The organism is Trichocoleus sp. FACHB-90 (assembly GCF_014695505.1).
Classification (GTDB): Bacteria; Cyanobacteriota; Cyanobacteriia; order Cyanobacteriales; family FACHB-T130; genus Funiculus; species Funiculus sociatus.
In genome coordinates, this window is the sequence record NZ_JACJOK010000040.1 from 1 (window position 1) to 14,014 (window position 14,014).

Below are 14,014 nucleotides of genomic sequence, written 5' to 3' on the forward strand. Positions count from 1 at the left end.
CGGCAATGATAAACTCTTCAGTAGAAAACATTTGTCCCACCCTATGCTTCTAAGCAATTGATGATCAGAAGCATACAGTGGGATTTTCATATTTGAAAAGTTGCACATCGCCTTGGTTGCTAAGTCGGGATGAGCGCAAATTAAGGTGAGTTGTTTATCTAAGCTGGCTTCTTGAACCACTTTTATCATAGTTTCATGCAATGATGTAACGTCGGCAAAAGGTCGTTTCATCCACGTCTTTTGCGCTACCCAAGGCGAATCCTCAAAAACCCACCCCAAAGCATCTACAAAAGCTTCCTGACTCATTTGGTTCAGTTCAGACAGCTTATACTTCATCCTTCCATGCCGCCCACAAGTACGGACTTTTAACCTTTAAAGTTGTATATTGCTTTATTAGCGGTTAGCCAGCGCTAAAATTCAGTAACAATCGTTACGGTATTTTTTTATTTTTTATGAAAATTTATACATAATTATGAATGAAAAATTGGAAATTTTATTTTCAGGTAAAATCTGATGCAATCTATAGCAAAATTTAGTTTTGGATAAGATAGAGTATTTACAATTTGAAAGAGCGATACAAGATGGAAAGTAAATCAAAATCAAAGCAATTTTTTATTTGCGGTTCTGCCTTACGGGGGCAACCGGATCACAAGAATCTGCAATCAGCAAAATTCATTAAAGAGGCAGTTACTCGTCCCAATTATCGAATGCACGCTGTAGAGAATGGCTGGCATCCTGGTATTTATGAAGTTGCATTGGGAGGTATTTCTATTCCAGGTGAAGTTTACGAGTTGACTGCTGAACAATATGAATATTTGCTGTCTACAGAACCGCCTAACTTGTATCCTAAAAACGTAGTTTTAGAAGATGGAGAGGAAGTTACTGCTATGCTTTACCCGCGTGAATTGGTAGAAAAATATCAATGGACTGATATTTCTCATCTTGGAGGTTGGGCAGCTTATAAAAAAGCTTCTACTTAAGTTGTGCAGATACCCCCAAACCAGCTCAAAAAGTAGGACTATTTCATTTTCCAGCCATTGTATACAACGTCTTTATACTTTTGGGTTATTCATGGCTAAAGTGGTTCGTTTTATCGCATTTTAATTAGCAAAAATGACAGACGTACTAATAACTGGCGGACGCATTGTTACAGCAGTCGATGACTATGTAGGAGATATTTTAATTCGCGATGGAAAAATTGAAGCGATCGCTCGAAAATTAGAAGTACCATCAGCCCAAAAATATCAAGCTTCAGGATTACTTGTATTTCCTGGTGGTGTTGACGTTCACACGCACATGGAGTCCCGTCAAGGCATTGCCGAAACTTGCGATACGTATGAGTCAGGAACGCGATCCGCTGCCTTTGGTGGCACGACTACTATTATCGATTATGCTCAACAAAGCAAAGGAGAAAGCGCAATACTTGCCCTTGATAATCGTCTAGCATTGGCAGAACCGCAAGTTTGTGTAGATTATAGTTTTCACCTAATTTTGACAGATATTAATCCAGAAGTTTTAAAAGAATTACCCGATTTAATTAATTACGATGGGGTATCTAGCTTTAAAATGTTCATGGCTTATCCAGAAATTTTAATGGTAGATGATGCCTCTATATTTAAAACGATGCGGGCGGTAGGTTCTCATGGCGGCATGGTGAATTTACACGCAGAAAATGGTAGCGTAATTCAAGTATTAATTGAAGAAGCATTGGCTCAGGGAAATACTTCTCCAAAATATCATGCTTTAACAAGACCAACAATTATGGAGGCAGAAGCTACTCATAGAGCAATTCGGATTGCAGAGTTGGCGGAAATCCCTGTATATATTGTTCATCTGTCAGCAAAAGAAGCATTAGATGTAGTAGTTGAAGCACGCGATCGCGGTATTTATGCCTTTGCAGAAACTTGTCCTCATTACCTTTTCTTAAACATTGAGGAGTATGACAAACCAGGTTTTGAAGCGGCTAAATATGTGATGACTCCGCCGTTACGAGAACATCACTGTCAACAGGCATTGTGGCGAGGGTTAAAGTTTGACGATCTCCAGATAGTTGCTACCGATCATTGTCCATTTTGTTTTAAAGAAACTTCCTCTGGTTGGCACCGTTCCAAACAAATAGGAAAAGAGGATTTCTCTAAAATTCCTAACGGTACGCCTGGGGTAGAATTGCGATTAACTCTACTATATGATGGCGGTGTTAGAACGGGTAAAATTTCGCTGAATAGGTTGGTACAGTTAACTGCAACTGCTCCCGCTAAAATGTTTGGATTGTTTCCTAAAAAAGGGACAATTGCTGTGGGAAGTGATGCCGATATAGTTTTATTCGACCCAAATAAAGAACATATTTTGAGTGCGGAAACTCATCATTCTAACGTAGACTATAGCTTATTTGAAGGGCGAGCTATTACTGGGAAAGTAGAGAAAGTTTTCTTACGTGGGGAGTTGATTGTAGATGGCGATCGCTGGCTGGGTCACAAAGGTAAAGGTCAGTTTCAAAAACGTTCCGCTTCCGGCACTTTCTAAAAATACTGGCGAATATAATTCTCTCCTTGCACAAAGTTTCGTCGGCGTAACGCGAGACTAATAATATGATTATAAGTTTCCTTGAATAATGCAACCCTAAAATTTATAAAAATAGCTAATAACAAGGTTTCCTCAATACAAAACCCAAAATAGTAGGACAAGGAGCAAGGCGTGAGCGCAGAAATCAGCTATGGCAAAGGAAATATTACCCTGTACCGCACATATGCAAAACCGATGATGGGGTTGACACAAATTCCAGAATCAGAGTTTAGTGGTAGAGAAAACATCCTGTTTGCTGTCGATGTTGATGTCGAGGTATTTGGTAACAATTTTATAGCCGCCTACACTGAGGGAATCAATACAGAGGTGGTGGCTACCGACACCATGAAAAACTTTGTTTTGAAGAAAGCGATCGCATTCGATGGCTCAACCTTAGAAGGTTTTATAAATTTCCTGGGACAGGAGTTTTTAAATACTTATCCCCAAATGCGATCGCTGCGAGTTACAGGTAGAGAACAACCATTTGCTGCGGCACGTTTACCTCACCCCGATGGGGGAAATACCAATAGCGAAGTTTTGTTCAGCCGTTCGCGGAATGACTATGCAGTTACAGTGCTGGATTTTGAGCGTGAGGGAGATGCTACAAAAATCGTTGCTCATAGTTGTGGAAGAGTAGGATTTCAGCTAATCAAAGTTACTGGCAGCTTGTTTGCCAACTTTGCCCGCGATGAGTATACCACGCTACCAGAAATGAGCGATCGCCCCTTATTTATTTATCTCGATGTTTACTGGAAATACGCTGACGTAGAGAATGCGATCGCGTCTGATTTATCACATTACATCCCTGCTGAACAAGTGCGCGATTTCGTGCAAGTTGTCTTTCATGAATTTGTCAGCAAATCAATCCAACATCTCGTTTATGAGATGGGTGTGCGCCTACTACAACGCTTCCCACAAATGGCAGAAGTTTCCTTTGCAGCTGAAAATCGACTTTGGGACACCGCATTTGTATCAGATGCAGATTCTAAAATAAAAGTGTACTGCGATCCGCGACCTCCCTATGGAATGATTAAATTAACCCTCAACCGGGATGACTAAATAGTTATAAGTTATGAGTTTTGAGTTAATCACAAGTTCCCTGGACTTATCTCATAAGTCGTAAGTTGGGTTTCCTTTCCAAGGCACAACCTACTAGCTGAAATTCAAACAAAATCGATTGTGAGGAGAATTTATTTTGTAGCAAAAGCTATCTAAAAAAATAAGCACCCACTTACAATAAGTGAGTGCTTTCACGCAAAATTTCCTAATTAAGGGCAATGCTTAATCAGAAAGCCTCTTGCAATTCGTAGAAGTCAGGCGAAATATAATCCTTCCGCAAAGGATAACCTACCCAATCTTCCGGCATCAAAAGCCGCTTCAAGTTCGGGTGTCCTTCGTAGACAATACCGAACATATCGTAAGATTCCCGCTCTTGCCAATCTGCTGTCTTCCAAATCCAGTACAGCGAAGGCACTCTAGCGTCATCTCGCGGCAAAAACACCTTCAGACGCACTTCTTCGGGTCGGTCAGCATTGTCACTCAGCTTAATCAGATGATAGAAGCTGACCAAATCCTCACCCGGCCCTGCATCATAGCCACCTTGACATTGCAAGTAATTAAAGCCATAGGCATAGAGGGCTGTGGCGATAGGAATCAAAAAGTCCCGGTCAACTTTTATGATCTCAACGCCTTGATGATCTTGCTCTAGAGCCTCATGCTCAAAGTCGTTTTCCGTCAACCAGCCAGAAACCTTACTGGCTACGATTTGGGATTCTGCTTCAGCCACGACCTTCCTCCTGTTTTTGAGCCGTCAACACGGCTGGTGATACAGGCATACCCATAGCTGCTGCCAACTCCGGTGGTGGGCTTTGGCGAGTGCCTGACTGTAGATATTTCCCTGTCAGGATGGGGTCTACACCTTTGAGTTTGTGGGTAGTGCTGTAGTAGCGATGCGTTTGCTTCATTTGATCGCGTTCCTGAATCGAATCATTCGCGATTTTCTTCCGGAGTTTAATGATCGCATCCATGATTGCTTCTGGACGTGGTGGACACCCAGGCAGGTATACATCCACAGGAATCAACTTATCCACTCCGCGCACCGCTGTCGGGGAGTCAGCACTGAACATCCCGCCAGTGATTGTGCAAGCTCCCATCGCAATCACATACTTGGGGTCTGGCATCTGTTCGTAAAGACGTACCAAAGCAGGTGCCATCTTCATATTGATGGTTCCAGCAGTAATGATTAAATCTGCTTGTCTGGGGCTGGAACGGGGAACCAGTCCAAATCGGTCAAAGTCAAACCGGGAACCAATCATCGCCGCAACTTCAATGAAGCAGCAGGCGGTGCCAAACAACAAAGGCCATACGCTGGAAAGCCGCGCCCAGTTGTACAGGTCATCAACTGTGGTCAGGATGACATTTTCCGAAAGCTCTTGAGTGACCTTGGGTCGCTCAACTGGACTGAAAATGCGTTCTTTCTGCTGCTGTTCTAGGGCAGCATATTCATTTGCCTGGTTAGATTTCATGACCATTCCAAAGCTCCTTTGCGCCAAGCGTAAACAAGAGCAACCACAAGAATTGCAATAAAGATCAGGGCTTCAATGAAAGCCAAAACTCCCAAGCGGTGGAAGGCAACAGCCCACGGAAACAAGAAAACAGTTTCAACATCAAAAATCACGAAGACAAGCGCAAACATATAGTAGCGGATGTTGAACTGAATCCAAGCTCCCCCAATCGGCTCCATCCCAGATTCATAGGTGGTGCGTCGCTCTGGACTACTACCGCTGGGGCGCAGAAGCTTAGCAGCAGACAGTGCTAAAAAAGGCACCAAGCTGCAAGCCAGTAGGAATCCTAAAAAATACTCATACCCACTAAGGACAAACACGATAGTTAACTACCACTCAGATGAAACAACGCGAGTTATTACTTCTTTACATATACATTATAGAGTGACTACCTTTACAGCGTGACGCGGGCGGCTTTCGAGAGCGATTACGTATAGCACACATAAGTCTAACTAAACAAATTTTATATCTAGCGATCGCCCTTTGCGCCCACCAGAACTAGAAAATGCTAAGGAAGTCCTACACTTATGGCATAATTTTTAACATAGATTTTAAGGTTGGCTTCTCAACTACTTTCTGAGCTATGAGCGATCAAGCCGTTGATGCCATCATGGATCGCCACGAATGTCGCGCCTGTGGCTATGTTTATGAGCCACTTAAGGGCGATAGTAAGGGTGATATCCCCGCAGGAACATCGTTTGAAGAATTACCCCTCTCTTGGCGCTGTCCCGTCTGTGGAGTGCGGAAAACGCAGTTTCAAAATATTGGCGTTGCAGGTGCGCCGTCTGGATTTAAGGAAAATCTAGGTTTCGGTCTGGGGGTAAACACTTTAACCCCAGGACAGAAGAATCTGCTCATTTTTGGTGCCTTGGCTTTAGGTTTTTTGTTTTTTCTCAGTCTTTACAGTTTGCATTAAAACTAAACTCGGCTCTTGATACCTGCCGTAGGTCAGATTCTATCCACCAGTGCTGGACGTTATGAACTTTTTTGTGAGAACACTGAAACAAATTGTAATATTGCTGGTAGTCGCCCTGTTTTGTGCCAGTTGTAGTAGCGTCCCTTCGGTGAGCAACAACCCTTGGCAAGTCATTGAGCTGCCAACAACAGCTAATATTCAGGATATTGCCTTTACTGACGACCGCGATCGCGGCTGGCTTGTGGGCAGTGACTCTACAATTTTGGAAACAACCGATGGCGGCAAAACCTGGGAGCCTCGAAACTTGTCCCTTGGCGATCAGAAATACCGCTTTACAGGTGTGAGTTTTGCTGGTTCTGAGGGTTGGATTACAGGAGAACCTGCTATCTTACTGCACACCACCGATGCCGGAAAATCTTGGACGCGCATCTCGCTGAGTAATAAATTACCGGGCGCACCCAACACAATTTTGGCACTAGGGCCCAACTCCGCTGAGATGACTACCAACGTAGGCGCAATTTATCGCACTCAAGACGCTGGACAAAACTGGAAAGCGATGGTGCAAGAAGCAGTGGGCGTTGTCCGCAACATTTCCCGCTCTGAAGATGGTAAATATGTAGCAGTGTCAGCAAAAGGAAACTTCTACTCAACTTGGGAACCAGGTCAGGAAGCGTGGGTATCCCACAACCGCAATAGTTCCCGACGTGTTGAAAATATGGGTTTTGCACAAGATGGCCGGTTGTGGATGGTCGCGCGGGGCGGTCAGCTGCAATTTAGCGACCCTGAAAAGCACGATGAGTGGGAAGAGGCACAATATCCAGAGATATCTACCAGTTGGGGTTTACTCGATTTGGCATATCGCACACCAGAGGAAATTTGGGTGACGGGGGGAAGTGGCAATTTACTCCGCAGCCCGGATGGTGGTAAAACCTGGGAAAAAGATCGCGAGATGGAGAATATACCCTCGAATTTGTACAAAATTAAGTTTGTAACGCCCGAGCGAGGATTTATTATTGGTCAGCGTGGTGTTTTGCTGAAATACGAGGGTTCATCGTCTGCGGCTTGAAGAGACTATCGTCGCCGTCAGGTGGTAGTAATAAGCAGAAAATAAGCTGTTTGCAACTATTTTCTTGCTTGTCATCTACCGAATTTCGTATCATATAAACAAAGCTTAAAACTGTTGTTAGAGGAGGAATCTGAATGGCTGGTACTACTGGAGAGCGTCCGTTTGGTGACATTATTACGAGCGTACGTTACTGGGTGATTCACAGCATCACCATCCCAGCATTGTTTATTGCTGGTTGGCTATTTGTTCAAACTGGATTGGCATACGATGCGTTTGGAACACCCCGCCCTAATGAGTATTTCACTCCAAATCGGACGGAAGTGCCAATTGTGCAAGATCGTATTGAATCAAAAGATCAAATAGACCAATTTATCAAGTAAGTAGTTTAAAAGTGGTGGCAAATCATGACTAGCAATACTCCAGCAAATCAACCAGTTTCTTATCCGATTTTTACCGTTAGATGGCTTGCTGTCCACACTCTGGCTGTGCCAACAGTCTTTTTCTTGGGCGCGATCGCTTCCATGCAATTTATTCAACGATAGGAGAAACCGATGCCGGATCGTCTTCCCAATCCTAATAATCAGCCAGTTGAGTTAAACAGAACTTCTCTGTTCTTAGGATTGCTACTTGTCTTCGTTTTGGGAATTTTGTTTTCCAGTTATTTCTTTAACTAAAATCGCAGAATTCCGCTATACCAGCTAGGTATAGCGGGTCTTCGGGATAAGCGAAAACCAAGCCGTGTAACAACAGAAATTGTGCCTGCGGGAGGCGGGTGTCTGCCAGGGTACTACGCGAGTAGTACGGGAGTCAGTGCTAGGGAAACCTAAGCAAAACCTCCGGACGCTGTGTAAAACCAGACTATACATTCGTATAGGGAGGCAACGGCGGGTGAAACTGGAAGCTTCTGTCATAGTGCGAAAGCCCTATAACAGTGAGTGCTTCGCCTAACTGGGTTTGATTAAATAAAGCTAGTTCGAGTTTAATTAGGAGGAAAAAGCTGTGTCTGGAAGTGGAAGAATCCCATTGTGGATTGTAGCGACAGTCGCTGGTTTAGGTGTTATCGCCGTATTAGGTACTTTCTTCTATGGTGCCTACGCTGGTTTAGGCTCCTCTTTGTAAGCATAAACAAAGAAGGATGTAGAAGCTTCTACATCCTTTAGAAAAACCGCCCGTCCTAACCGGAAGGGCGGTTTTTTAATTTGTAGCTGTTAAATTCCAGTTGGGTCTTCATGTTCAATGTAAAGAAAGAAGAAAGCCATTGCTATGGCTGGGAAGACCAAGCCAGTTAGAGGAACCAAAATTGAAGGTAAGAATGAAGCTGCCATCGCTAAATTTCCTATTGTTATGAAACAATTCTTCTAATCGAATCTACAGTGAATTTGGCCCAAAGATCCGAATTATAAAAATTTTTAACAACTAATCAATCCGCAAACTCATCCAGCGACCAGTTGGGCAAGTCAGGGGGAATAACAGTACGGTCAAGTGTCACTTTATGGCTCTCTCTTTGGGTATAAGTATCTACTGTAACCGCTTCAAATCGGATGGACATACTCCCAAACGGCACAGTTAACTGAGTCATTGTTTCCAAGACACCAAAGGCATTGGGCGAAAAATCTACAAGCCAACGAGGGCCATCCAGCAGCGATCGCGTTTGTCGATCGTGAACCCACAGCTTGACATAGATGCGGCTCAACTCAGAGTTTAATTTCACGCGGAGCAAGAGCAATTGCCCTGCAATCAGTTCGCCTTCTGGCAAAATTAACTCCGGCGCTGGCACAGGCTCCTCGTCTAGGGCTGATGGCTGTGGTTGGGGATAATGGCTAGGAGGGAAAGGGGATATGCGATCGCTTCTGCCCAGAGGCTCCTCAAAGGGGTCATCGTCCACAACAATCTCTTGATCTGCCCAATTTCCACTGGAGTTTGCTGCCGAGAACCCATTGGTATGGTTCTGAGTAATAGTCAGGGGACTTTCCGCCACCACTTGAGAATTACTGGGTGCGTCGCTGGAAATAGCGGCATCTTCTTCGTCAAATTCTGGTAGCGGGGGTTGTTGATCTAGCAGTTGAGCCACTAACTCCCAATCTGGAGCCATACTCTCTGGCGGGGCTTCAGAGTCGGTTTCCGACGACTGTTGTATTGCCGCCGTTTCAGTTCCATCAACCACACCAGTATTTTCCCTATCTTCCTGGGTCACGTCTGGTGCAGACAACTCTGATTCTGTTAACTCTGGCTCAGTTGCAGGCAACTCTTCCTCAGGTTGTAGCAATTGAGCCAATTCCTCATCGTTTGCCAGGTCGTTTAACCGTGACAAAAAACGGTCTTTCAGCTTCAAAGTAGCAAAGGCTGTGTCTACAGTCGATGTGGGATCGCTATCTTCAGCAGGATTATCTGATTCTGGAGTGTCAGAAGGTTCTTCGACAGCTACATCCTCATTAGCCGTTGTATCAGCATCATCGCTGTCATCTTCAGCTGATGGTATCTCTGGACGCTGCCAGCTATCAGCTAAGTTATTCAACAAATTATCAACTAACTGCTCCACATCTGATGCAGCCTGCTCTTGAGCAGCGTTCTCCACCGTGGGAGGTTCAAGCTCGCTAGATGAATCGATTATTGCTTCTACCTCTGTAACAGAAGCAGAGCCTGAAATTAGAGGGAGTTTGAGCGTTTTATTAACTGGATTGGCAGGATCGGGGCGATAAATTTTGGGTGGTAGAGATCCCAACGGCGGGGGTGGAGGAGTAACAGATGTTTTGCCCTCGCTATCGGTTGCATCTGTATCAGAAGCGATCGCAGGCAGTTTGGGAGCTTTAAGTGCTGTCTCCTTTGCCGGGTCGCTTCGGGTAATTTGCGGAGGTAAAGGCTGATTTGGTAACGGTTCTAGACGTAGGGACTGATTCTCTTTCGGTTGTTGCACCAAATCCAGAAAAGATGAATCTAGAGGTGGTGTCTCTGCCAAAAGAGATCCTAACGGCGGGTTCAATAAATTTTCAGCTTCTCTATCGTTAGCGATCGCGCCCAGTAAATCTTCTAAATCTGCTGTTACAGTAAATGATTGAGTCGCCAAGACTGTCTGCGTCTCGTCTATTAGCGTGACTTCTCCCAAAATTAACCGAGTTTTGCACTCTTCGGGCAGCTCAAGATTACATCTAAAGGCAAAGCTTGACACCTGTTCGGGTAGCGGTTGCTCTACATCTACCAGAATTTTTGAGTTTTGCGGATCGCGCATTTCCACTCTCAGCGTTCCACCCTGGACACAGTTGTGAGAACTGGAAGTGTCCAAAACTTCAACTTCCCCAGAAAAAATAATCGGCTCTCCCCGACGCGCTACAAAATTTTCCTGGTCGAGAATCAGTCTTAGAAACGTTTCAGGAGTTGCCTCTACTTGCGGTTGGGTGATATCTGTTGCAATATCTGGTGAATCAATAGCACTCTGAAACTCAGGCAATTCCTCTCTTGGCAGCTCTGAGTCTAGGGTAAACAACCGCTGCGGTGGCGCAGCAGGTATCGGCTCAAACGCTTGCCAGAGTGGATCGACAACTTCGTGTAAAATTTCGTCTACCATCTGTAGCGAGTGTTCCATAAGGTCGCTGACAGGCATTGACGCCGCCTTCCACCTTTGGGACTCAGCCTCCGTTGGAGGTAGAGACGTTTCCGGCATCTCTGCTGAATGGGGATGAAAAATTTCCGGCGAAATATCTTCTTCAGCTGAATCGCTATCTGTGGAAGTTTCTACGGCTTGTGGTAAAACCTGAAACTTAATCGTTTGCTGCCAAGTATTGCCCAGGAAATCGGACATGATATCCCCAGAGCAACGCAAATCCCATATCCCCGGCTTAAAGTAGGTAAAGGGAATCACCACCATTAACCCTTGGGCATTGGTGCGACGCGATCGCTTCTGTGAGCGCCGCCTGGGGGGAACTTCCTCGGTGCTGTCATGCGTGATGCGAATTTCCACATCAGTGTTTGGTCGGTTTGAGTGAGCAACCACCCGATACCGACCTTCTAAGATTTCCAAACTTGGCTTCTTTAGAGAGAGCCAAGAGCGATCGCCTTCTTTTTGGATCAGAAATTCCCAGTATTCCATCGGCGGCTAGGAAAAATTTTGAATTTTGAGTTATAAGTTATGAATTAATTTAAAACTCATAATTCATAACTTATAACTCCCTGCGGTATCCAAATGGCGACGCAGTTCGTCTGTTTTAGCCAATAATTCCGCTTGAGCGATCGCATTTTGCTCTTTGGTTGCCATCCACTTGAGCTTGACGGTTTGGTTTGCTGCCTCCTCATCCCCTAAAATTAAGCAAGCAACGGCACCGCTCTTATCTGCTCTGGCGAACTGCTTTTTAAAGGCACTGCCACTCAAATCTAATTCCACACTAAACCCAATTCTTCGCAGTTGCGTAGCCAGTTTAAGTGCTTGACCCTCTGCTGCTTCCCCCCGTGAAACTACATAGAAATCCAGCACCTTTGCTGGTGGCTGTTGCAGCTGTTGTAGCAAGATAATCAAGCGCTCCAAACCCATCGCCCAACCCACCGCAGGCGTACTTGGCCCGCCCAGTTCTGCTACTAGCCCATCATAGCGACCGCCGCCACAGACAGTCGCCTGCGCTCCCAAGTCGTCGGAGACAATTTCAAAGGCCAGATGAGTATAATAATCCAAACCGCGCACCAGACGCGGATTTAGTTCGTAAGCAATTCCCAAATCAGTCAGCTTTGCTTTTACTTGCTCAAAGTAACGGCGTGACTCTGTACCCAGATAATTTAAAATGCTGGGGGCATCTTCAACAATTGCCTGCGTCCGCTTATCCTTGCTATCCAAAATTCGTAAGGGATTGCGATCCAAACGCACCTGCGAGTCTGGATCTAACTCTTCTTTATAGGGAGTCAGATAGTCCACCAGTGCTTGCCGATAAAGCTGTCGATCCTCTAGGGAACCCACGGAGTTAATGTAGAGGTGCAGATTTTTCAGACCGAGGGTTTGCAGGATGTCGGTAGCGATCGCAATCAACTCCGTATCCGCCCTGGAGTCAGCACTACCCAACACTTCTACGCCCAGTTGGTGAAATTGCCGCTGTCGTCCCGCCTGGGGAGCTTCGTAACGAAACATCGGCCCCATATACCAAAGGCGCTGAATCCCACCTTTTACATCGAGATGGTTTTCAATGTAAGAGCGCACCACCCCCGCTGTACCTTCAGGACGTAGGGTGATGGAATAAGGGTTTTCCCCCCGGCTGTTGAAGGTGTACATTTCCTTCCCCACCACGTCTGTCGCTTCGCCAATTCCCCGCTCAAATAGTGCAGTCAGCTCAAAAATCGGAGTACGAATTTCTTGATAAGCGGCTACGTTGAGAATGTCTCGCGCTACCGATTCTACCCATTGCCAATAGCCAACTTCTTCGGGCAGAATGTCCCGCGTTCCCCGTAAAGCTTGAATGATGCCCATGAATTTTCGTTAGCTTTTGCCAGATTGCCCAAAAAGCCCCACCGAATATTACGGGTTTGGAAAAATTTCCTACTAGGGGCTGTAGCGCTGACTATAATACTCTAAAATCTGGTCTACTTGTTGCCGACTAGCTGGATTGGCATCTTGTACATATTGAATCCACAAGCCCCCAACCTGGCTTTGATGGTAGTCAAACTGCTGCGAATTTTGGGGAATCAGATCCGCTTCCACTCCTTCCACCTGCCGCAAATGGGCAGCTAATTCCCGATAAACTGCTAAGGGCAACCCAGGCAAGCTTATTTCAATTCGCAGCGGTTCTCCTCCAGTAGTCTGCACCCTTTAAACTCCTACAACAAGTAAATCGTATCTAGGCTTGAGGAGAACCAGGAGCAGCAGCCGTAGGTGCGCCATCAGGATTCGCCTCTGGTTTTTCTCCAATTCGTCTGGCAACCTCTCTGCCATATTGCTCTAAAATCACAATCGGACTGCCACCATTATTCACTTCAATCCGCTTAACTAGCACCTGCCCATTAGATAAACGTTGCCCAACTCCTACGTAGCGGCTCGGCTCATTCGGCACTTTTACAATTGCTTGAGGCTCGCTACCTACTTGCACCACTCCTGTAACTTCTACATTTCTCGCCAGAGTTGGTTCTGGTAGCGGTGGCAGTTTTGGCAGCAACGGGGGAGCAGGGGGAAGCGTATTTGTTCTAGCAATAGGAGCTGAATTTGGTGCGGTTCTAGGTGCCTGATTTCTCGGTGTTGTTGTTCTAACCTGGGGGGGACGCGGCGGTGTATACCTTGTGCGTGGAACTGCTCTACCACCGTTGTTACCAGCGTTACTACTTCTTACTCTGGGATTGCGTACTTGGGGCAGAGGCGGCGGCACTGGGATAGAACGCTGCGGTGCTACACCCGGAGCAGGAGAAACTGGAATCGGAGGCGGAGGAACCGAACCAGGCTCTGGAGGCACCACAGTCACTTGCGGGTTCAAGGGAACATTCTCAAAGGGGTCTTGTCTACCTTGAGGAATATTACGCGATCGCACATCCGAATTTGTGGATGGAATCAAGCCGGGAACTCCCGGAACGTTCGCTGTTTGTTGAGGAACAGTTGGCGTATTAAACGGCTTTGCCCCTGCGGGTGCCTGTGCTATTGGTGAAGTAGTCGGAACCGCCGCCGGATCAGCCGCCGGAGAAACAATAGGACTAGGAGCTACAGCAGTTTCCTCTGCTGGCGCACAGCCAGCCCCTACCAGAGCAAATATCCCGACAAACGCAATCCATGAATGTTGACGCATTTTGCAGTTCCCAAATCCCTTAATAGCATCCGCCACAAGAGATTTTCTGTTCAAATTTCTTTGAGGCGGGTTATACCTTTAATAGATGGATGCGATCGCACCCCTCTATTACAAGTTTAAAATACATAGATAAAAGCGTAGCATTTGTGTTACTTTATTCAAT

Annotated in this window: 18 protein-coding genes; 9 read left to right on the forward strand and 9 right to left on the reverse strand. The window is 45.7% G+C overall.

Annotation, left to right across the window (positions count from 1 at the left end; translation table 11 throughout):
• Positions 1-306, reverse strand: a 306-nt coding sequence (locus tag H6F74_RS11415; RefSeq protein WP_277875795.1) for a 2-oxo-4-hydroxy-4-carboxy-5-ureidoimidazoline decarboxylase, incomplete at its 3' end; no start/stop codon positions are given.
• Positions 307-581: 275 nt separating this feature from the next.
• Between H6F74_RS11415 and H6F74_RS11420 the strand changes: the two genes are divergently transcribed.
• From H6F74_RS11420 to pucL, 3 genes are all read left to right on the forward strand, one after another.
• Entirely contained in the window at positions 582-980 is a 399-nt protein-coding gene (locus H6F74_RS11420; protein WP_190440839.1) for a gamma-glutamylcyclotransferase, read from the forward strand.
• A 133-nt stretch (positions 981-1,113) separates the two neighbouring features.
• A complete protein-coding gene (gene hydA, locus H6F74_RS11425) occupies positions 1,114-2,523 on the forward strand; it encodes a dihydropyrimidinase (protein ID WP_190440842.1) in 1,410 nt (469 codons plus the stop codon).
• 171 nt (positions 2,524-2,694) lie between these two features.
• Positions 2,695-3,621: a factor-independent urate hydroxylase gene (pucL, locus tag H6F74_RS11430; protein WP_190440846.1), complete on the forward strand. Its 927-nt coding sequence runs from the start codon at positions 2,695-2,697 to the stop codon at positions 3,619-3,621.
• 226 nt (positions 3,622-3,847) lie between these two features.
• Here pucL and H6F74_RS11435 read toward each other — a convergent pair whose 3' ends face one another.
• From H6F74_RS11435 to ndhC, 3 genes are read right to left on the reverse strand one after another with little or no spacing between them, the layout of a single operon-like run.
• Positions 3,848-4,327 carry an NAD(P)H-quinone oxidoreductase subunit J gene (locus H6F74_RS11435; protein ID WP_347269505.1) on the reverse strand — a complete coding sequence of 160 codons (480 nt, stop codon included), beginning with the start codon at positions 4,325-4,327 and terminating at the stop codon, positions 3,848-3,850.
• A gap of 13 nt (positions 4,328-4,340) precedes the next feature.
• Positions 4,341-5,093, reverse strand: a complete 753-nt coding sequence (locus H6F74_RS11440; RefSeq protein WP_190440852.1) for an NADH dehydrogenase subunit K — start codon at positions 5,091-5,093, stop codon at positions 4,341-4,343.
• A complete protein-coding gene (gene ndhC / locus H6F74_RS11445; RefSeq protein WP_190427156.1) occupies positions 5,084-5,446 on the reverse strand; it encodes a photosynthetic/respiratory NAD(P)H-quinone oxidoreductase subunit C in 363 nt (120 codons plus the stop codon). Before ndhC ends, H6F74_RS11440 begins: the two co-directional genes overlap by 10 nt.
• A 263-nt stretch (positions 5,447-5,709) precedes the next feature.
• Here ndhC and H6F74_RS11450 point away from each other — a divergent pair, with 263 nt between their 5' ends.
• The 6 genes from H6F74_RS11450 (at position 5,710) to H6F74_RS11475 (ending at position 8,227) form a co-directional block, all read left to right on the forward strand.
• A complete protein-coding gene (locus tag H6F74_RS11450; protein ID WP_190427158.1) occupies positions 5,710-6,042 on the forward strand; it encodes a rubredoxin in 333 nt (110 codons plus the stop codon).
• A 61-nt stretch (positions 6,043-6,103) separates the two neighbouring features.
• Positions 6,104-7,108, forward strand: coding sequence for a photosynthesis system II assembly factor Ycf48 (locus H6F74_RS11455; RefSeq protein ID WP_190440855.1), 1,005 nt, complete (start codon positions 6,104-6,106; stop codon positions 7,106-7,108).
• Between the two features lie 134 nt (positions 7,109-7,242).
• A complete protein-coding gene (psbE, locus tag H6F74_RS11460; protein WP_190440858.1) occupies positions 7,243-7,488 on the forward strand; it encodes a cytochrome b559 subunit alpha in 246 nt (81 codons plus the stop codon).
• 24 nt (positions 7,489-7,512) lie between these two features.
• Positions 7,513-7,650: a cytochrome b559 subunit beta gene (psbF, locus tag H6F74_RS11465; RefSeq protein ID WP_190427167.1), complete on the forward strand. Its 138-nt coding sequence runs from the start codon at positions 7,513-7,515 to the stop codon at positions 7,648-7,650.
• A 9-nt stretch (positions 7,651-7,659) separates the two neighbouring features.
• Positions 7,660-7,782, forward strand: coding sequence for a photosystem II reaction center protein L (locus tag H6F74_RS11470; protein ID WP_190427172.1), 123 nt, complete (start codon positions 7,660-7,662; stop codon positions 7,780-7,782).
• Between the two features lie 325 nt (positions 7,783-8,107).
• Positions 8,108-8,227 (forward strand): photosystem II reaction center protein J, encoded by a 120-nt coding sequence (locus H6F74_RS11475; RefSeq protein WP_190440860.1) that lies wholly within the window; start codon positions 8,108-8,110, stop codon positions 8,225-8,227.
• An 89-nt stretch (positions 8,228-8,316) separates the two neighbouring features.
• On the opposite strand, the gene psaI is transcribed toward H6F74_RS11475, so the two are convergent.
• The 5 genes from psaI to H6F74_RS11500 all read right to left on the reverse strand — a co-directional run bounded on the left by psaI (position 8,317) and on the right by H6F74_RS11500 (position 13,851).
• Positions 8,317-8,433: a photosystem I reaction center subunit VIII gene (gene psaI, locus H6F74_RS11480; RefSeq protein WP_190440863.1), complete on the reverse strand. Its 117-nt coding sequence runs from the start codon at positions 8,431-8,433 to the stop codon at positions 8,317-8,319.
• Positions 8,434-8,528: 95 nt separating this feature from the next.
• The gene (locus H6F74_RS11485) at positions 8,529-11,192 is read right to left on the reverse strand and encodes a hypothetical protein (RefSeq protein WP_190440865.1); all 2,664 of its coding nucleotides are present in this window, start codon (positions 11,190-11,192) and stop codon (positions 8,529-8,531) included.
• Positions 11,193-11,255: 63 nt separating this feature from the next.
• Positions 11,256-12,551, reverse strand: a complete 1,296-nt coding sequence (gene hisS / locus H6F74_RS11490) for a histidine--tRNA ligase (protein WP_190440868.1) — start codon at positions 12,549-12,551, stop codon at positions 11,256-11,258.
• 72 nt (positions 12,552-12,623) lie between these two features.
• Positions 12,624-12,887, reverse strand: coding sequence for a hypothetical protein (locus H6F74_RS11495; protein ID WP_190440871.1), 264 nt, complete (start codon positions 12,885-12,887; stop codon positions 12,624-12,626).
• 31 nt (positions 12,888-12,918) lie between these two features.
• On the reverse strand, positions 12,919-13,851 hold the full coding sequence (locus H6F74_RS11500; protein ID WP_190440874.1) for a hypothetical protein: 933 nt from the start codon (positions 13,849-13,851) through the stop codon (positions 12,919-12,921).
• Between the last annotated feature and the right edge of the window lie 163 nt (positions 13,852-14,014).